General features: G+C 71.3%; 20 protein-coding genes and 2 pseudogenes. 10 read left to right on the top strand and 12 right to left on the bottom strand.

From position 1 onward, the window contains the following. Positions 1–31: 31 nt before the first annotated feature. Positions 32–1339, top strand: coding sequence for an MFS transporter (locus tag ACH4ZX_RS27345; protein ID WP_398277994.1), 1308 nt, complete (start codon positions 32–34; stop codon positions 1337–1339). Positions 1340–1455: 116 nt separating this feature from the next. Here the strand turns inward: ACH4ZX_RS27345 and ACH4ZX_RS27340 are convergent, their stop codons facing one another. Then, positions 1456–1719, bottom strand: a complete 264-nt coding sequence (locus ACH4ZX_RS27340; RefSeq protein ID WP_398277991.1) for an HU family DNA-binding protein — start codon at positions 1717–1719, stop codon at positions 1456–1458. Positions 1720–1898: 179 nt separating this feature from the next. Between ACH4ZX_RS27340 and ACH4ZX_RS27335 the strand changes: the two genes are divergently transcribed. Next, positions 1899–2840 carry an SDR family oxidoreductase gene (locus ACH4ZX_RS27335; protein ID WP_398278180.1) on the top strand — a complete coding sequence of 314 codons (942 nt, stop codon included), beginning with the start codon at positions 1899–1901 and terminating at the stop codon, positions 2838–2840. 39 nt (positions 2841–2879) lie between these two features. On the opposite strand, the gene ACH4ZX_RS27330 is transcribed toward ACH4ZX_RS27335, so the two are convergent. The 4 genes and pseudogenes from ACH4ZX_RS27330 to ACH4ZX_RS27315 all read right to left on the bottom strand — a co-directional run bounded on the left by ACH4ZX_RS27330 (position 2880) and on the right by ACH4ZX_RS27315 (position 5523). After that, complete coding sequence (locus ACH4ZX_RS27330; protein ID WP_398278177.1) at positions 2880–3719, bottom strand: SAM-dependent methyltransferase; 840 nt, start codon at positions 3717–3719, stop codon at positions 2880–2882. A 188-nt stretch (positions 3720–3907) separates the two neighbouring features. Then, positions 3908–4301: pseudogene (locus ACH4ZX_RS27325) on the bottom strand (phosphatase); the annotation flags it as partial. Between the two features lie 75 nt (positions 4302–4376). Further along, positions 4377–5009, bottom strand: a complete 633-nt coding sequence (locus ACH4ZX_RS27320) for a PASTA domain-containing protein (RefSeq protein ID WP_398277988.1) — start codon at positions 5007–5009, stop codon at positions 4377–4379. 82 nt (positions 5010–5091) lie between these two features. Then, positions 5092–5523 carry an excalibur calcium-binding domain-containing protein gene (locus ACH4ZX_RS27315; protein WP_398277985.1) on the bottom strand — a complete coding sequence of 144 codons (432 nt, stop codon included), beginning with the start codon at positions 5521–5523 and terminating at the stop codon, positions 5092–5094. Between the two features lie 238 nt (positions 5524–5761). Between ACH4ZX_RS27315 and ACH4ZX_RS27310 the strand changes: the two genes are divergently transcribed. Continuing rightward, positions 5762–6262 carry a GNAT family N-acetyltransferase gene (locus ACH4ZX_RS27310; protein WP_398277982.1) on the top strand — a complete coding sequence of 167 codons (501 nt, stop codon included), beginning with the start codon at positions 5762–5764 and terminating at the stop codon, positions 6260–6262. A 209-nt stretch (positions 6263–6471) separates the two neighbouring features. On the opposite strand, the gene ACH4ZX_RS27305 is transcribed toward ACH4ZX_RS27310, so the two are convergent. Further along, on the bottom strand, positions 6472–7692 hold the full coding sequence (locus ACH4ZX_RS27305; protein WP_398277979.1) for a bifunctional class I SAM-dependent methyltransferase/NUDIX hydrolase: 1221 nt from the start codon (positions 7690–7692) through the stop codon (positions 6472–6474). 386 nt (positions 7693–8078) lie between these two features. Continuing rightward, a pseudogene (locus ACH4ZX_RS27300) lies at positions 8079–8505 on the bottom strand (epoxide hydrolase); the annotation flags it as partial. 408 nt (positions 8506–8913) lie between these two features. Between ACH4ZX_RS27300 and ACH4ZX_RS27295 the strand changes: the two are divergent. Together ACH4ZX_RS27295 and ACH4ZX_RS27290 are read left to right on the top strand one after the other, a co-directional pair. Then, entirely contained in the window at positions 8914–9495 is a 582-nt protein-coding gene (locus ACH4ZX_RS27295; protein WP_398277976.1) for a TetR/AcrR family transcriptional regulator, read from the top strand. Beyond that, complete coding sequence (locus ACH4ZX_RS27290; protein WP_398277973.1) at positions 9492–10328, top strand: oxidoreductase; 837 nt, start codon at positions 9492–9494, stop codon at positions 10326–10328. Before ACH4ZX_RS27295 ends, ACH4ZX_RS27290 begins: the two co-directional genes overlap by 4 nt. A gap of 102 nt (positions 10329–10430) precedes the next feature. Here the strand turns inward: ACH4ZX_RS27290 and ACH4ZX_RS27285 are convergent, their stop codons facing one another. Beyond that, positions 10431–10808, bottom strand: coding sequence for a gas vesicle structural protein GvpA (locus tag ACH4ZX_RS27285; RefSeq protein ID WP_398277970.1), 378 nt, complete (start codon positions 10806–10808; stop codon positions 10431–10433). A gap of 357 nt (positions 10809–11165) precedes the next feature. Between ACH4ZX_RS27285 and ACH4ZX_RS27280 the strand changes: the two genes are divergently transcribed. Beyond that, positions 11166–11582 (top strand): transporter substrate-binding domain-containing protein, encoded by a 417-nt coding sequence (locus tag ACH4ZX_RS27280; protein WP_398277967.1) that lies wholly within the window; start codon positions 11166–11168, stop codon positions 11580–11582. Here the strand turns inward: ACH4ZX_RS27280 and ACH4ZX_RS27275 are convergent. Next, positions 11579–11890, bottom strand: coding sequence for a hypothetical protein (locus tag ACH4ZX_RS27275; RefSeq protein ID WP_398277964.1), 312 nt, complete (start codon positions 11888–11890; stop codon positions 11579–11581). The genes ACH4ZX_RS27280 and ACH4ZX_RS27275 overlap by 4 nt on opposite strands. A gap of 1 nt (position 11891) precedes the next feature. After that, positions 11892–12275 (bottom strand): hypothetical protein, encoded by a 384-nt coding sequence (locus ACH4ZX_RS27270; protein ID WP_398277962.1) that lies wholly within the window; start codon positions 12273–12275, stop codon positions 11892–11894. A 24-nt stretch (positions 12276–12299) separates the two neighbouring features. Here ACH4ZX_RS27270 and ACH4ZX_RS27265 point away from each other — a divergent pair, with 24 nt between their 5' ends. Both ACH4ZX_RS27265 and ACH4ZX_RS27260 read left to right on the top strand, forming a co-directional pair. Then, entirely contained in the window at positions 12300–12497 is a 198-nt protein-coding gene (locus tag ACH4ZX_RS27265) for a hypothetical protein (protein WP_398277959.1), read from the top strand. Continuing rightward, positions 12494–12850 carry a hypothetical protein gene (locus ACH4ZX_RS27260; RefSeq protein WP_398277956.1) on the top strand — a complete coding sequence of 119 codons (357 nt, stop codon included), beginning with the start codon at positions 12494–12496 and terminating at the stop codon, positions 12848–12850. The genes ACH4ZX_RS27265 and ACH4ZX_RS27260 overlap by 4 nt, the downstream gene beginning before the upstream one ends. 82 nt (positions 12851–12932) lie before the next feature. On the opposite strand, the gene ACH4ZX_RS27255 is transcribed toward ACH4ZX_RS27260, so the two are convergent. Both ACH4ZX_RS27255 and ACH4ZX_RS27250 read right to left on the bottom strand, forming a co-directional pair. After that, on the bottom strand, positions 12933–13814 hold the full coding sequence (locus ACH4ZX_RS27255) for a MurR/RpiR family transcriptional regulator (RefSeq protein WP_398277953.1): 882 nt from the start codon (positions 13812–13814) through the stop codon (positions 12933–12935). A gap of 294 nt (positions 13815–14108) precedes the next feature. Continuing rightward, the gene (locus ACH4ZX_RS27250) at positions 14109–14759 is read right to left on the bottom strand and encodes a TetR/AcrR family transcriptional regulator (protein WP_398277950.1); all 651 of its coding nucleotides are present in this window, start codon (positions 14757–14759) and stop codon (positions 14109–14111) included. Between the two features lie 93 nt (positions 14760–14852). On the opposite strand from ACH4ZX_RS27250, the gene ACH4ZX_RS27245 reads away from it, so the two are divergent. Beyond that, complete coding sequence (locus tag ACH4ZX_RS27245) at positions 14853–16286, top strand: aldehyde dehydrogenase family protein (RefSeq protein ID WP_398277947.1); 1434 nt, start codon at positions 14853–14855, stop codon at positions 16284–16286. A 62-nt stretch (positions 16287–16348) separates the two neighbouring features. Further along, on the top strand, positions 16349–16825 hold the full coding sequence (locus tag ACH4ZX_RS27240; RefSeq protein WP_398277944.1) for an SRPBCC domain-containing protein: 477 nt from the start codon (positions 16349–16351) through the stop codon (positions 16823–16825). Positions 16826–16843: the final 18 nt, after the last annotated feature.

Raw genomic sequence — 16843 nt, 5'->3', positions numbered from 1 at the left:
TCGGCCGCCCGTGAGATCCCTGATTCCCCCTGTGCTGCGCGAAGAGCCGCAGTTCGCCCGCCTGTTCATCGGGCAGTCGCTGTCCGTCCTGGGCGACCGCGTGTCCTTCGTGGCCGTGCCCTTCGCCGTGCTCTCGGTGGGCGGGTCGGCCTCCGACGTCGGAGCGGTGGCGGCCGCGGGCCTGGTGCCCATGCTCCTGTTCGCCCTGGTCGGGGGCGTGTGGGCGGACCGCTTCCGGCGGCACCGCATCATGCTCGTCTCCGACGTGGTGCGGTGCGCCGTACAAGGGCTGACCGCCCTGCTGCTGCTGACCGGCGTCGCCGCCGTACCGCATCTCGTACTGCTGATGATCGTGTTCGGAACCGCGGACGCCTTCTTCATGCCGGCGTCCACCGGGCTGATGCCACTGGTCGTCGGGCCCGAGCGGCTGCGGGAGGCCAACGCTCTGCGCGGGTTCGTCCAGTCGGCCGGGCTGGTGCTGGGCCCGGCCCTCGCCAGCGGCCTGGTCGTGCTGGCCGGACCCGGCGGCGCCCTGGCCCTGGACGCCGTGACGTTCGCGGTCAGCGCCGCGTTCCTGGCCCGGCTGCGGCCCCGAAGCACGGCGGCCGAGACGGCGGGGCGCAGCGCCGGCACGGCATTCCTCGGGGAACTGCGCGCCGGCTGGGTACAGGTGCGCAGCCGCACGTGGGTGTGGTCCGGCATGGCGGCCATGGCGGTCTACCACGTCGTCGTCCTGCCGTCGGTGTTCGTGCTGGGACCCGTCCTGGCCGATCAGGAGTGGGGCGGTGCCGCGAGCTGGTCGGTCATCACCGCGGGCTTCGGCATCGGCTCCGTCGTCGGGGACGTCTGCGCCTACCGGCTCACGGCCAGGCGTCCCATGGTGCTCGCCGCGGCGGCGCTGGCCGTGGCCTCCTGCCAGGCGATCGTCATCGGATCCGGCGCCCCGGTCGCCCTCATCGCCGTCCTCGAAGCGGTCACCGGCATCGCCGTCTCCCTCTTCTTCGTCACCTGGGAGACCGCGCTGCAGACCCACGTGCCGGAAGCAGCCCTGTCCCGCGTGAGCTCCTACGACTTCCTCCTGTCGGCAGGCCTCATGCCGCTCGGCCTCGCACTGGCCGGCCCGGTGTCCGACGCACTCGGCGTCCGGCCCACCCTGTACGGGATGACGGTCATCGCTGTCCCCGCCGCTCTGGCGCTGCTGTGCGTCCCGGCCGTACGGCGTCTCCCGGCGCAGGCGTCACCCGCCACGGCCGCTGACGGCATTGGCAGTGGCAGTGGCAGTGGCAGTGGCAGTGGCAGTGGCAGTGTCCAGTTCGTCCCGGAGGCCGGTCTGCCGTAGAGGGGGGTAGACCTTGGCGGATGCGGGGGAGAGGTGCAGCCCCGGTGGCAGGCCGCCCGGTGTCGCCCCGCGCTGGACGTCGTACCGCGACGCGTTGAAGGGCAGGGTCCGTCAGGTCAGCGGACCTGGCCCTGGAGGAACTCGCTGAGGGCCGTGCCCGGCCGGAAGACCGGCGTGCCGTCGTCGCTGCGGAAGCTGCCGAAGCTGCCCACGGACACCGTCTGACCGCTTCGCAGGGCTTGGGCGATCGCACCCGGGCGTTCGACGGTGCCGAAGACGGCATCGAGTACGCGCTCGATCTCCTCCGGCGACAACCCGCCGTCCTCGCCGTGCCTGCCGAGGCTTTCAGCGGCCGCCTTGATCAGCCGTGCCTTGTCCATGAGCCGTATCCGTCCTTGTGTCGGAGGCCGTATCCGTCCTTGTGTCGGAGGAGGACAACACTCCTCTCAGCATCGAGTCGCCCGCCCTGCGGCGCACGTCGGGCAGCAAACGGGTGTATTCCGGGTATATCGGAAAACAGATCGTGCAGGACGAGCAAGTCACGAGAGTCGAGGCCCGCATGCGCCACACCGCCCGCACCGCCACAGACAGGCTCGCCGGGGACACCCCGCTCCAAGGCCGCGTGGCCGTCGTGACGGGAGCGGCCCGCGGCATCGGCGAAGCCCTGGCGCGACGCCTGTCCGATGCCGGGATGCGCGTCGCGCTCCTCGGCCGTGAAGAGGAGAGCCTGTGCCGGGCGGCTGCCTCCCTGCCCACCCGGAGCATCTGCGTCGAGGCCGACGTCACTGATCAGACCGCGCTCGACCGTGCCGCGCACCGGGTGGAGGCAGAGCTCGGCCCGGCAAGCGTCGTCGTGGCCAACGCCGGCATCGCCGTCGGCGGACCCTTCAACCGGACCGCGGCCGACCTGTGGAAGCGCGTCATCGACGTCAACCTGGTCGGAGCCGCCAACACCGCCAGGGCATTCCTGCCCCAACTGACGGAAACTCGCGGCTACTTCCTCCAGATCGCCTCCACGGCCGCCTTCGGCTCCGCGCCGATGATGAGCGCCTACTGTGCCTCGAAGGCGGGCGCGGAGTCCTTCGCGCGAGCGCTGCGTGGTGAAGTCGAACCCGACGGTGTGGGCGTCGGCATCGCCTACCTGCACTGGACCGGCACCGACATGGTGAGCAGTATCGACGAGCACCCCGTGCTGCGTGCCCTGCGACGGAACCAGCCTTGGTTCGCCCGCCGGGTGCACACCCCGGCGCAGGTGGCCGAGTGGCTCACCACCGGCATCGCCCACCGCGCCCCCCACGTCTACGCCCCGCCGTGGCTTCGCTGGTGCCAGCCTCTGAGGCCCCTGTTCCCGGCCGCGGTGGCCAGCATCACCCGCCGAGAACTGCGTACGCAGTCGCAGGCAGACCTGGCTGCCGACGTCGGTGTCATGGGCGCCGGCGGGCGCGCCGACTGGAAGGCGTATACGTCTACCGGACCCGCGCGGCCCCGTCGACACGAGTAGGGCACCGCGAAGTGGCCTGGCACGGCCCCTTGGAATGGATCAGCCAGGGAACGGGGAGGCGCTCTGCCGACGGACCGCCGAGATGAGTCCGCCGGGCCGCTCCTCGCGCCGTGGCGGGGTGCTGATCGGACGGCCGTAGGCGGCAGCGCGCTCGCGCAGGGTGTGGCTGTCGGCATCCCAGCCGTGTCCGGCCAGCCAGCCCACCGGGTCGTCGGGCATCTCCGAGACCCACATGGACGCCGCCGATCCCGGCACGGCGTCCGCGCCGAAGCGCTCGATCACGCCGCGTGAGCCCAGCGTCAGCCCCATCCGGCTGCCTGCCGCCGACTGCGCGCCGATCCGGGCCAGCAGCAGTTCCACCGCGCCCTCGGGCAGATAGATCAGCAGTCCTTCGGCGATCCACACGGTCGCCGCCGCCGGGTCGTGCCCTGCGGCGGCCAGCACGGCCGGCCAGTCCTCACGCAGATCCACCGCGACGGTGATCCGCTCGCAGCGTGCGGCGGCTCGCTCCTGGCACAGCACCGAAGCCTTGAAGTCCAGCGGCGCGGCGGTGTCGACCTCGAACAGCCCGGTGCCCTCTGGCCAGTCCATCCGGAAGGCCCGGCTGTCCATGCCGGCGCCGAGCAGAACGACCTGCCGGATCCCGGACGCGGAGGCCTGACGCAACAGGTCGTCGAGGAACTTCGTCCTGATGACGACGGAGAACGACACGGCCAGCCGGCGGCGGCGCGCGGCCTCGCCGTCGGGCTGCGGCGGTGAGGAGGGGCACAGGCCACCGGCGGTGGCGAAGGCCTGCGCCAGTGGGTCGCGGAACAGCGCGTCCTCCCGCTCGGTCTCCAGCGCCCGCACCCTGGCCACCCCCACCGCCGTGGCCCACACTCCCGACGGCCGCACCCACTGCTGCTCATCAGTCACCGCGCCGGCCTAGGTGATCGACGCCAAGCGGCCTGATGAATCGGCGGCGACCGCGAAGAGCCCGAGGCCGCCCGACCGACACTCACGGACGGCCGTCTCGAACACTCCGGGAGCATCCCCCGACGGTGACGGTGACAGCGTCACGCGCCGCAGGCCGCTGCGATGACCAGGCAGTCTCCCGGCTCGGCTCCGAGTTGCTCGGCGGCCGGCAGATACGCGACGGGAGACGGCTTGCCCTCCTCGACAGTGGCCGCCTCCACGCTCACGCCCGGCACCGGCAAGCCCGTCCGCAGGAAACGGCCGCGGACCCGGTGCTCGTAGTTCGAGGGCACCAGCGCCCAGGACTTCCATGGCAGGCCGTGCAGCAGCTCCGACGCGCCGTCGAAGGCCGCACAGACGCCGGATCGGACGTCTTCGTCCTTCAGCTCATGCAGCGTGGCCAGGCACTCACCCGGGTCTCGGTCGCAGCGACCTGGGCGAACGTCTCCATCGGCCGCGTCCGCAGAGCACCTGCTGGACCTCGTCCGCACCCAGCCCGTACTTCATGCGGACCGGCCGCGTAGGTTCACTGGACACCCATCGATCACGCCGGGCTGCGTACAGGCGATCGCGGGACAGCCCTCAGGGGCAGTTCTCGCCGAACTTGACCGCGGTGAATGTGACGGGCTGCCCGTTCAGCGCCGTGCCGGCGGCCGGGTCTTGCGTACACACCTGCCAGTTGGGCTCCACCAGTACCCACCGCTCCTCAGCGGTCGCGTCGTTCACGGTGATCGACGTGCCCGAGTCGAGCGCAGCCCGGGCCGCCTTCACGGACTTGCCGGTGAAGTCAGGCATCTTCCCGCCCTTGGCCGTGGGCGGTTTCTGGTCCTTCGCGGGGCACGACTCATCGAGTTTCACCGCCCCGAAGTCGAGCTCCGTGTCGGTCGACACGCTCTTCCCGGCAGCCACGTTCTGGCTGCATACCTTCCAGTTACGGTCGAAGGCCTGCATGCGGTCCCGGCCGAGAGCGTCATGCGACGTGAGTCCGTAGAAGCCGACTTCCTGCGACTTGTCCTGCGCTGACTGCAGACCCATGCCCACGAAGTTGGGGACGATCGCCCTCTCCGCAGCAGCCTTCCCATCCTTCGCCGGCCGGCTGCCGCTGCTTGCCGAACCGGCGCCGGTTTTGCTGCTGTCGTTGCTCGGCTGGCAGGCGGCCACGCCGCCGAGGATGACGCAGAGCAGGGCAGTGGTGATGATGCGGGTTCGCACCATTTCCCCCGAGTGAACTGCATGCGCGGAGGGTCCCCCGACAGCCTGACGGGCCCGCCCCGCTGCGGCGGGGCGGGCGGAGCCGCTATTCGCAGGCGACGCCGTCGCCGTCTCGGTCGAGGTGGCTGCCGTATCCGGGGTCTCCGCGGTAGACGGGCGCGGCTCCAGCGGCGCGGGCGGCATCGCAGTTGGCGTAGTAGACGCTGCCACCGCCGCTGCCACCGCCGGTGTCGGCTGCCGGTTCGGCGGTCACGGTCTTCGTGACCTTGACCTTGACCTTGGTGGTCTCGGTGGCAGTGACGGTGACGGCAGGTTCAGGCTCCGCTGTCGTCGTGGTGGTGGCGGTGACGGTCACGGTGGGGCGTGGCTTCGCGGCGGCCGGCTCGGCGTCGGTGGTGGTCTGGCCGCCGGCTCCGGCACCGATACCGAGGAGGAACGCGAGGCCGAGCGCGGGGAGCACGTACCGCTTGCGTGCCCATCTCGGTGCTGGCCTGGGTTGGTTGTACGGGTTGGTCATGTCGCCCCCCTGCAGGTTTGTGGAGGCGTTGACGATAGTGGCCGGTGTGGAACGGTTGTGGCGTCAAAGGGTGAGGAGTCGCCAATTCGTGACGCACCGCAGGCCCAGGGGCGGTGGCCGGGCAAGCCGGCTCTGGGTTCGGGAAGTTGACAACTGTCAGCCCAGCCCAGCCTTGGGGATGCCTACCACTGGCGGAAACTCTGGTGGCCTCAACGCACCGTCCGGGTACAGTCGGACGGTGCCCGAGTTGCAGCGGCTGCATGCTGACCATGCCCACGCGGTCCTGGCCTTCGAGCTGGCGAACCGCGCCTACTTCGCTGCCTCGATCTCCGACCGCGGTGACGAGTTCTTCGACCAGTTCGCCGACCGGTACAGCGCCTTGTTGGCTGAGCAAGAGGCCGGCCGCGGCGGGTTCTACGTGCTCGTTGCCGGGGACGGCTCGGTTCTGGGCCGGTTCAACCTGTACCGCTTGGGGGACGGCGCTGCTGAGCTCGGTTACCGGGTCGCGCAGCACGTCGCCGGCCGCGGCGTGGCGACCGCGGCTGTCCGGGAGCTGTGCCGGCTGGCGGTGGCGCGGCACGGGCTGTCCACACTGCGGGCGGCCACCTCCCATGACAACGCGGCCTCCCAGAGGGTGCTGACCAAGGCCGGGTTTGTCCCGGTCGGCCCGGCAGACCCGGGCGACATCGGTGGTAAGCCGGGCACCTGGTACCAGCTCGAGCTGGTGCTCCAGCCGTAGACCGTGATCTCGTGGGTGGACCGGCTGCGGGAGAGCGGCGGCCACCGCTGGTCATCGGTGTGTGAGGACTGAAGACCATGCGGTGGCCGCGGGTCACACATGGTCCCCAAGTGTCTCCGGTACGTGTGGCGCCTGTGGGTATGTGGAGCCATGCGCGGTGGCGACGTGCCGGCTGAAACGGCGGGATCAATGGCGTACCGGGCGGGCGGCTACGTCCCGACCGGACCGACGATGTCCTGACCGGCGTCGTGCGGTGTTGCGAAGGGGGTGAAGTGGGCCGGTGGATGGTCGATGGGCAGGTCGGGGCGCCATGCGGTGAGGATCTGGGCGCTGCACTCGAACAGGCCCGACGGCAGTGCGTCCAGCGGCCACCACCCCCAGTCGCCGACCCGCTCGCCCGGCTGGTCGGCGGGCTGACCGCGCCACCGCGTGACGAGGGCGCCGAACGTGATCCGTACGACGCCGCCGACCTGGTCCAGGAGCATGCCCAGCAGGCGCACGTCGGCCGGATCCGCGTGCAGGCCGGTCTCCTCAGCCAGTTCGCGCACGACCGTCTCCTCCAACGACTCGCCCGGCTCCACCGTGCCGCCGGGCAGCTCGACGGTCCCTCGCCGGTGGCGGCCGAGCAGCAGACCGCGCGGCCCCACCAGCACCGCGCCGACTCCGGCCGCCGCGTGGGCGACGGGCGACTGGGCCGTACGAGGACGAGAGGTGATCCGGGCCGGCCTGCGGACCTGGAAGAGCCGGTAGGAGGCCTGGTTTCCCTCCTCGGGCGCGTCCAGCACGGTGACCTCCTCGGTGTGCAGCCCGTGCTGGGCGAGGAGGTCCGTCCACAGCGTTGGGGTGAGCACCCACATCTGTCCGCTCAGTTCGCCGCCGCCGGCCAGGCGCAGGATCTCCGGGCGGGGCTTCACCTGCGAAGAAGGTCCGTCCCCGGACGAGTTGGTGTGCAGCACGGTGAAGTACAGCCGTCCGCCGGGCCTCAGCGCCCCCGCCAGGGCGGGCAGCAGCCGGTGCGGGTCGATGAAGTGGACAGCGGACAGGGAGCAGATCACGTCGTACGGCGCCGAAGTGAGCAGGTACCCGACGGCATCGGCCTGGATCAACCGCAGGCCCGGCAGGTCTCCGTAACGCGCCCGTGCGCGCTCGATCTGCGTCGGTGACAGATCCACGGCGTCCACGACGGCGTGATGGGTACGGGCCAGGTGGGCGGCGTGCCGGCCCGGACCGCAGCCCAGGTCGAGCACGCGCAGGCCCCTCAGGTCACCGAGTACGGCATCCCCCGGCCCTGTTCCCGCCGGACCCCAGGCGATTTCGTCCACCTCGGGCAGGGGAGTGGCCCGGTCGAGGTGGTGCGCTCCGTAGGCGTGCCACATCGCGGCATTGACCTGCTCGGCATCGGCCGTACCGGATGTGTCGCGTGCCGTCATCGTTTCCTCCTCGAGCTCGCTGCCGAGCGCCGACCCACCTCTTGCTCTCTACCCTGCCTGAGGACCTGGCGGTCACCGACCAGTCAGGCCGGCTGCTGGCGCGGGGCGGGGAGCGGGAGGCGTTCGCGGCTCTGCGCGGCCCGGTCACGGACCGGACCCAGCACCCGCTCGGGCAGCTCCGGAGGCGGAACCCGCAGTTCCATCAACTCACGTCGGCGACAACCGCACTTCGCTCCCTACGCCACGCCCCGTGCCGGCTTCGTTTCCAGAGCCTGACGGCGTACGCCGACCCTGCACGGGCCGATCACCGAAGAGCAAGGGGAGGCGGCGGCGCCCCACCTCGCGGTATTCGCCGGGCCCGTTGCCGGACGGCCCTACAGGGTCGTTCAGGACCTGCTGTCGTGGAAGGTGCGGCGCAGGTCGCTCACGCAGGCGTCGGGGTTCTCCCAGGGGATGAAGTGGCCGCCGCGGTCGTGGGCGTTGACGTAGTTGAACCAGGGGGCCTGCGGGCCGGACTTGAAGGCCCGGACCCGGTCGTCGACGGTGTGGATGCCGGGCGGGTTCGCTCCAGGCCCTCCAGGCCCTCCAGGCCCTCCAGCGCTCCAGCAGCCAGGCGAGCAGTCCGGCGGGGGAGTCGCTCAGTGCGTGGGCCAGGGTGGCGCCGTCCGGCATGTGCACCGCGAGGTGGGACGCCCAGAGGTGGTCCTGTTCGATGATGCGGGCGCGGACGTCGGCGGGCTGGTCGTCGGTGAGGGGCCGGTTCCGGGCGAAGTCCCAGGCGCGGGGGCCGGTGAGGAAGTCGAACGGCAGCCCGGGCCGCGATAACTGCGCACACGCCTCTCCTCTGCAACGGACGCCGCAGCCACAGCGACTCGGCGTACTACACCGCGCGAAGCGGCGCGGGCGTCTTCTCGACGGACGCCCGTACCCGCACCTTCGTCGCCAACCGCACGACGGAGAACCTCCTGCGTGCCTTCGCGTAAGGTCCCGCTGCCCGCCATCGGCCCGCGCCCCGTCCGAACGTGGCGGACGTGTACACGAGCAGCGCATGAGGTGAGTCCTCCGGCGAAGGCCGGCCGGCCTTCCTTCGGGAGAGGCGGCCTCGGGTGTCAGACGAGACCGCTGCCGCCGCCGTGCCCGGCCGGCTCCGCTCTCTCCGTGTCGCGCCGACCGTCCGCCACCCACTTGAACGTTCTGACATTCCATGCAAAGATTGTCAGCATGTTGGAAGACGAAAGGCTCGAGCAGATCCTGGACGCCGCCTACGCCTGCTTCACCCGGCACGGTGTGCGACGCACGACCATGGACGACATCGCCCGAGAGGCCGGCATCTCCCGCCCCGCCGTCTACCAGTACGTGCGCAGCAAGGACGACGCCTTCCGGCGCCTCGGGGCGCGCTTGCTGGAGGCGTCCCTGTCCGGCGCCCGCGCGGCAGCGTCCGTGCCGGGCACGCTCACCGAGCGGCTGACCGGAGCGCTGGAGGCGAAGCTGGAGATGACACTGCGGCTGTGGCGGGACAGCCCGGCGCATGCCGCCGAGCTGCTGGGCGCCGACACGCGCCTGATGACCGAGCTGATCGACGACTACAACACCGCGATGCTCGGCCTGCTGGTCGACACGGTCGCCGACGCCGGCCGGCGGACCGACGCGCGCGCCTTCGCCGAGCTGCTCCTCGCGCTCACCCGGGGCATCGAAGCCGATCTGTCCGAGCCCGACGCCCCCCGGCGGCGGCTGCGCCAGGGAGTGACCCTGCTCGTCGCCGGCCTGGACCACACCCCTCACCAGCCTACGGAGTCCTCATGACCACCGCCGTCCTCATCACCGGTACCTCCTCCGGCATCGGCCGGGCCACCGCCCTGCGCCTCGCCCGGAACCCCGAGTTCACCGTCTACGCCACCGCTCGGCGCCCGGAGTCCCTGACCGACCTCGCCGAAGCCGGTGCCCGCGTCATGGCTCTGGACGTCACCGACGAGATGTCGATGGCGGACGCCGTCGCCAAGGTGGAGGCGGAGCACGGCTCGGTCGGCGTGCTGATCAACAACGCCGGCTACGGCGCGTACGGCACCGTCGAGGAGACCGACCTGGACGGCGTGCGGCGCCAGTTCGAGACCAACGTGTTCGGGCTCGCCCGGATGACCCAGCTCGTGCTTCCCGGCATGCGTCGCGCCGGCCGCGGCCGGATCATCAACGTCGGCTCCATGGGCGGCCGTCTGGTTTTCCCCGCCGGTGGCTACTACCACGCCAGCAAGTACGCCGTCGAGGCGCTCACCGACGCGCTGCGCTTCGAGGTCGCGCCCTTCGGCGTCAAGGTGAGCCTGATCGAGCCCGGCCTGATCCGGACGGGCTTCGGTGACACGGCCGCCCGGACCCTGTCCGGATCCGCCGCTCCTGCCGGCCCGTACGCCGCCCTCAACGCGGCCGCCGACCAGCAGATGGCCCGCTCCTACCGGTCGACCCGCCTCTCGGCACCGCCCGAGGCCGTCGCCGAGGTCATCCACCGGGCCGCCGTCAGCGCCGCGCCGCGCCCCCGCTACGTGGTCACCGCCGCCGCGAGGGTCCTGGTGCACGCCCGCCGGCTGCTCGGCGCCCGCGCCTTCGACGCGTACCTGCGCGCCCAGTTCAAGGGCGCTGCCTGACGCGGGCGGTCAGGCGGCGCTCCGGTCAACGGTGCCGTACTGACGACGCTGCGGGGCGGTATCGATGGTCTGCCCGGTGGGTGAGTCCGCGGACGTGGGTGCTCAGCGCTCTCCCTGCCTGTGACGCCCCTCGTCACGGGCTTGCCGGAAGGCCTCGGAGATCGTCTCGGCGGCCCCGGACAGCGCTCCCTTGGTCTTGCCGCGGGCGCCGGATTCGGTGAGCTTCCCGGTGAGTTCGGTCAGGCCGGCCGGCTTGCGCGGGCCCGCCTCCAGGTCGAGGCGGTTGCACGCCTCGGCGAAGCGCAGATAGGTGTCGACGCTGGCCACCACGATCCGTATGTCGATCTTGAGTATTTCGATGCCGACCAGGGAGACGCGCACGAACGCGTCGATCACCAGCCCCCGGTCGAGAATGAGCTCCAGTACGTCGTAGAGGCCACTGGAACCTCCGCCGCCGCCCTGCTGCGTCGTCATGGTCATCACGACCAGCCCCTTGCCGTATGTGTATTCCGCACTCCCGCTGGTCACCGCCGCTTCGGCGGCTGCGGTCGAGGTTCCGCGTGTGGGGTAGCCCCCACCATCGAGGCCAAACGCAGCTTCGGACGAACCCGCCCGTGGGACACGGATGCGCCGCCGGGCCGCACTCCCTGGTTCGGTAGCGGAAGGTACAAGTCATCGGTCTGAGCCGAGATGTGTACGGCGTCACCCCGCACCTGATCTCACCCGCGACGGTTCGCTGACCGCGACAAACTCTCCCAAACTGTGCCGCTTCCTCGCTCCGGATCGCCTGTTGCCGGAATGTAACGTGCAGTACATCTGGTCAATCGACGGATCGATGTGCAGGCCGCGACCAACCAGCTCGACCTGCTGAAGAAGCACCAGGCGGCGTGCTCGGCCGCGGGCAAGGGGAAGATCGCCGTCCAGACCCACCTCAAGGGCTCCGACGCCCAACTCGCCCTGCGTTCCGGCAAGGTCGTCGCCCAGGTCCTCACCAAGCCCGCCGCCGGCCGGGTCGCCAAGACCGCCGACGCGGGCAAGGCCTTCGACCTCGTCGAGGACCCCGCCGCACCCGGCGGCTGCAACGCCTCGCCCAACGGCATCGCCGTGAGCAGGCAGCAGCCCGAGCTGACCCACGCGATCCAGAAGGCGCTGCAGGCACTGATCGACGACGGCACCGTCACCAAGATCTACGACAAGTACGGCGTGGCCTCCATCGCCGTGAAGCAGGCCACCGAGAATGCGGCGGTGGACTAGAGGTGATCGACACCAAGGCCGCCCTCGGCGCCGCCCGCACCGGCGGCCCGAGCGCCCCCGAACTCGAGGTCGTACCGGTCCGCAACTACGGGCGCTGGATCGCCGTCGTGCTCTCGCTGCTGGCCCTGGCCGGACTCGTCGGATCCCTCGCCCGCAACGACAACCTGCCCCGGGACGTCGTCGGCCGTTACCTGTTCGCCCACCTCGTCTTCGACGGCCTGGCCGCCACCCTCTGGCTCACCGCCGCCGCCATGGCACTCGGCCTGACGCTGGGCACGCTCGTCGCGGTCATGCGGCTCTCCTCCCACCTCATGGAGGCACCATGCCCGCACCGCCGCACGCCGCACCGTTCTCGCGGCCGCCACCGTCCTCGCCCTCACCCTCCTCCCGGCCGCCCCAGCCGCGCAGGCCACCGACGGCGCCGCCCCCTCCTGGCAGGGGTCCCTGGTCCTTGTCGGCGGCGGCCTGAAGGAGGACAACACCGAGGTCTACGGGGAGATCATCAGACGCGCCGGCGGCCCCGCGGCCCGCATCGGCGTCATCACCGCCGCCTCCGTCCCCGAGAGTCAGGACCCCGACGCCGGCGACCCCGACCGGTGCAGCAACTCCGTCTGCAACGGCGCCTACTACGCCCGGCTGTTCAAGCAGCACGGGGCGGCCGACGCCCAGTGGATCCCCGTCGACACCGACCATGCGTCGAGCGCAGACTCGGCCGATGTGGTCACCCAGGTCAACGCCATGACCGGGTTCTTCTTCGGCGGCGGCGACCAGTACCGCTACATCACCAATCTGCTGCGGGGTGACCGGCACACCGACTCCAAGGTCCTCTCCGCCATCCGGGCCAAGCTCGCCCACGGCGCTGTCGTCGCCGGATCCTCCGCCGCGCCCAGACAGCCGCGGGGGCCCACATGGTGAGCGGCGGCGAATCCTACGAGGGTCTGCGCGACGGCAGCGCTCCCGGCTACTTCGACGACGCCGGCCGCCTCGGATACATCCCCCCGGGCGGATTCGGCTTCCTCCGCTCCGGACTCCTCGACACGCACACCGGAGCCGCCGGCCGCGAAGGCCGAGCGTTCCGGCTCGCCGCCGACACCGGCCACGACCGCGTCTACGCCCGGGCGCAGAAGACCGCGACCGCGACCACCTTCGAGACCGGACCACGCTTCACCGTCGTCTTCACCAAGCCGGACGACTTCTCCGCCTGGACACACGACGGCACGAGCGCCCAGACCTTGATCGGCATGCGGATCGGTATCACCCCCCGGTGACCGCCCGGGGCGGGACGGGAACAGCGGCCGCCCCGCCCCGTCCCTCCTCCGTCACCCGGCAGCACGGCAGCGGCGGGCGGCCTCAGACCAGGCCGACGCGCTGGGCGATGCTCTCCGCCTCCTTCATGCGCTGGTGCGCATCGGGGCCGAGCCGGTTGAGGACGGCCGCGATCAGCGACTCCATGAGCGCGAGCGTCGGGGTGAGACTGTCGTAGGGCGAGGAGGAGGCCACCCGGCTGATGAGCACCACGTCGGCGTGCGCCGCTGCGGGGGAGAGCCAGGGGTCGGTGAACACGATGACCTTGCCGCCGCGCTCACGGGCGAGTTCGGCGATGATCGTCTTGTCCTCCTCGTAACGCCGGTAGTCGAAGACGACCGTGACGTCGCGGCGCGCGAACTGCGCGAGGAACGAAGCCCTTTCCACGTCCCTGTCCGGCAGGAAGCTCACCTGGTCGCGGAACTGCATCAGATGCAGCCCGAAGTACTGCGCCAGCAGGTGTGTGAACCGTCCACCCACGAGGTGGACGCGGCGGCGGGCGTCGCTCAGGAGGTCCACCGCGTTGTCGAACTCGTGCGGCGACGTCTCCTTGAAGGTCTGGGACAGCGCCTGCTGCAGCGTCGTCAGCTGCCGGTCCGCGGGCGTCTCGCCGCCGCCCTGCACCGCGGCGGTGGCCTGCTCGCCCGGTGACATCCCCGTGCTTTCGTACAGGGTGATCGGAGAGGCGTTGCGGGCGTCGAGTTCCGCGCGAAGGGCCGCCTGCAGGTCGGGGAAGCTGCGGTAGCCGAGCCTGGAGGCGCAGCGCAGGACGGTGGGCGTGGAGACGGCGGCGCGCTCAGCGATCGTGGCGACGGTCTCGAAGACCGCGGCGGGGTAACCGGCCAGCAGCACCCGGGCGACCTTGCGCTCGGCCGGACTGAGCTCTCCGAGGCGACTGCGGATCTCGTCGGCCAGTGTGCCGCTCATGTGCGTTCCTTCCTGCGATATGCGCGCTGCGGCAGTACAGGCGGCGCATGTTCCGGGGTCAAAAGTATCGCCTGTTACGCGCCGGTGCTGCCGGCTTCCCCATCAGCGGTTCCCGGTCGAGGTGTCGGTTCGCCAGTCACGCGGTCCGGCCCGCTCGCGGGTGTGCCGTTGGACATTCCCGGCGGCGTGATGATCACAGTCGTCGCGGACGTGCTTGATTCCTTCGAGGTCCGGGGGCCGGTCGGCCGATGGCTGTGCGTCTCATCGAGCCATGGCTCTGCTGGAGCTGTGCCCTCACGGGTTGTCGCTGTTTTCGCGCAGGGCACCCAGAAGCAGACGTAGTTCCGTTTCGGCGAGATCGGCGTACGTGTCGTCGGCCGGTTCGGTGGCGGCTTCGTGCGCGGGCAGGAAGACCGAGCGGGCGAGGGCGGTGCCGATGAGGACGAGGGCGAGGACGCTGATCCGGGTCTCGTCGATGTCCGCATCGAGTTCGCCGCGGCGGGCGGCCAGGGCGATCAGCGCCTCGAGGCGTTCGCGGGCGGCCAGGTAGACGTCCTCGTGGAGGATCCGGCGCAGGGCCGGGTCGTGGGCCGCCTGGCCCATGAGGGAGAGCAGGGCCGGACCGGCGCTGGCGTCGAGGATGCGCTGCTTGCGGGCAAGGAGCTCGCGTACGTCTCCCTCCAGGGAGCCGGTGTCGATGCCACTCAGTTCGTTGAGCGCGATGTGCCGCGCGACCGCTCCGGCGAGGGCCTGCTTGGAGGGCCAACGCCGGTAGAGGGAGGCGGTGGACGCCCCGGCGCGCCGGGCGACCGCCGTGGTGGTGAAGGCGGCGTAGCCCGTCTCGTTGAGGACCTCGATGGCCGCGTTGATCAGCGCCGTGTCCAGGCGCGGGTCGTTGCGCCGGCCGCGTCGCGGAGCGGTGGCGTCCTCAGTGGTACCAGTCATGCCTGGATTCTCTCGCGTTCCTCCGTACTCCTCGCGGCACCCTTCTAATCGAAACGGAAAGCTTTCGTTTCGGAAATAGGCTACGGTGGTGCCGTGACCGCATCCACCTTCACGCGCAGGCCGATCCCCGAGACCGTCGCGGCCGCCCGGAGCCTCTTCGACTCCGGGGCGACGTCCGCGCCGGCCGCCCGCACTCGCCGTCTGCACGCGCTGCGCAGGTTGATCACCGAGAACGAGTCCGCCTTCGAGCAGGCTCTGTGGGCCGACCTCCACAAGAGTCCCGACGAAGCCCGGCTGACCGAGACCGGCGTCGTCGTCGGTGAGATCAACCACGCCCTGCGGCACCTGCGCCGCTGGGCGCGCCCCAAACGGGGTCCGGTGCCGGCGGCGCTGCTGCCCGGCCGGGCGCGCCTGGTGCCCGAGCCGCTCGGTGTCGTGCTCGTGATCGCGCCGTGGAACTACCCGGCGCAGCTTCTGCTGGACCCGTTGGTCGGGGTGCTGGCCGCGGGGAACACGGCCGTGCTGAAGCCCAGCGAGCTCGCGCCCGCGACGTCGACGCTGGTCGCCCGGCTGGTGCCGCGGTACTTCCCGGACGGCGCGGTGTGCGTCGTGGAGGGCGGCGTGCCCGAGACCACGGAGCTGCTGGCGCAGCGCTTCGACCACATTGTCTTCACCGGCAGTGGCACGGTCGGGCGCATCGTCATGCGCGCCGCCGCCGAGCACCTGACGCCCGTGACGCTGGAGCTGGGCGGCAAGTCGCCCGTCTGGTTCGACGACGACGCCGGCCTCAAGACCGCGGCCCGCCGCCTGGCCTGGGCGAAGTTCACCAACGCGGGGCAGACCTGTGTGGCCCCGGACTACGTGATGACCACCCCGGACCGGGTTCCGGCACTCGTGGACGCGCTCGGTACCGCGATCGAGGACATGTGGGGCGCCGACCCCCGGATCAGCCCCGACTACGGCCGCATCGTCAACGAGCGCCAGTTCGACCGTCTCGTGGGCTACCTGGACGGCCTGGACGTCCGCGTGGGCGGCACGCACGACCGCGGCGACCGCTACCTCGCGCCGACGGTGGTCACCCTGCCGGACACCGCCGGCCGCCCCCTCATCGGTCCCGACGCGGCCGTGCCCGTGCTGCGCGAGGAGATCTTCGGCCCCATCCTCCCGATCGTCCCGGTCGCCTCCGCGGAAGAGGCCGTCACGGTGATCAACGGCTGGGACAAGCCGCTCGCGCTCTACGTCTTCTCCTCCTCATCGCGCACCCGGCGCCTGTTCGAGCGGAACACCTCTTCGGGTGCGGTCGTCCACAACGCCGCCCTCGTCCACGTCGCCACGACCGGGCTGCCCTTCGGCGGCGTCGGTTCCAGTGGCATGGGCGCTTATCACGGCACCTATTCGTGGCGCAGCTTCTCCCACGAGAAGCCCGTGCTCAGCATGCCGCTGCGGCCGGACACCCTGCGCCTGGCCCAGCCACCCTTCGGCGGGCGCGGACCGCGCCTCGTCCAGCGGCTCATGCGCCGCGGATGAACCGCCCGAGCGGATCCGACGTGAGAAAAGCCGACGCAGGAAACAGGAAGCGGGAGAACAGCATGCCGTCCGACACGCCGACAGCCGACCGGGAACTGCGCGCCGAAGTCCGGATCGCCGCGACGCCGGAGAAGGTGTGGCGGGCGCTGGCGGACGTCCGCGCCTGGCCCCGGCGCAGCCCCGAACTCCAGGCGATGCTGCCGCTGAAGCCGGGCGGGCTGCGGGCCGGGCAGTGGTACTTGGGTGTCAACCGCCGCAAGGCCGTGTTCTGGCCGACGCGCAACGTCGTCGTGGAGGTGGCGCCGGGCAGGCGCCTGTCCTGGGACACCAGGACCAGCGGGGTCCGGTGGATCTTCGAACTCGAACGTGTCCCCGACGGCACCCGGCTCGTCCACCGCCGCCCCGTCCCCGCCAGGCTGACCCTGCTCGGCCGGATCTTCGCCCGCTTCGCCCTGGGCGGCGAGGCGGCGCACGCCGACGAACTCGAGAACGGCATGGCGCGGACGCTCGCGGCGATCAAGCGCGCGGTCGAGGCCTGAGGACGGAACACATGAACG

Origin of the sequence: Streptomyces sp. NPDC020490 (assembly GCF_044335305.1) — a bacterium.
Lineage (GTDB): Bacteria > Actinomycetota > Actinomycetes > Streptomycetales > Streptomycetaceae > Streptomyces.
Note: the sequence above shows the minus strand (reverse complement) of the source record. Positions and strands in the feature narration are given on the sequence as shown.

Coding starts and splice junctions, on each gene's coding strand:
- ACH4ZX_RS27335 (WP_398278180.1), top strand. CDS start 1,899: ATGCGCCACACCGCCCGCACCGCCACAGACAGGCTCGCCGGGGACACC.
- ACH4ZX_RS27315 (WP_398277985.1), bottom strand. CDS start 5,523: ATGACCAACCCGTACAACCAACCCAGGCCAGCACCGAGATGGGCACGC.
- ACH4ZX_RS27255 (WP_398277953.1), bottom strand. CDS start 13,814: ATGAGCGGCACACTGGCCGACGAGATCCGCAGTCGCCTCGGAGAGCTC.
- ACH4ZX_RS27340 (WP_398277991.1), bottom strand. CDS start 1,719: ATGGACAAGGCACGGCTGATCAAGGCGGCCGCTGAAAGCCTCGGCAGG.
- ACH4ZX_RS27250 (WP_398277950.1), bottom strand. CDS start 14,759: ATGACTGGTACCACTGAGGACGCCACCGCTCCGCGACGCGGCCGGCGC.
- ACH4ZX_RS27270 (WP_398277962.1), bottom strand. CDS start 12,275: ATGGTCGGTGTCGACGGGGATCCACTGGGCGTCGGCCGCCCCGTGCTG.
- ACH4ZX_RS27240 (WP_398277944.1), top strand. CDS start 16,349: ATGCCGTCCGACACGCCGACAGCCGACCGGGAACTGCGCGCCGAAGTC.
- ACH4ZX_RS27320 (WP_398277988.1), bottom strand. CDS start 5,009: ATGGTGCGAACCCGCATCATCACCACTGCCCTGCTCTGCGTCATCCTC.
- ACH4ZX_RS27290 (WP_398277973.1), top strand. CDS start 9,492: ATGACCACCGCCGTCCTCATCACCGGTACCTCCTCCGGCATCGGCCGG.
- ACH4ZX_RS27305 (WP_398277979.1), bottom strand. CDS start 7,692: ATGACGGCACGCGACACATCCGGTACGGCCGATGCCGAGCAGGTCAAT.
- ACH4ZX_RS27295 (WP_398277976.1), top strand. CDS start 8,914: ATGTTGGAAGACGAAAGGCTCGAGCAGATCCTGGACGCCGCCTACGCC.
- ACH4ZX_RS27285 (WP_398277970.1), bottom strand. CDS start 10,808: ATGACCATGACGACGCAGCAGGGCGGCGGCGGAGGTTCCAGTGGCCTC.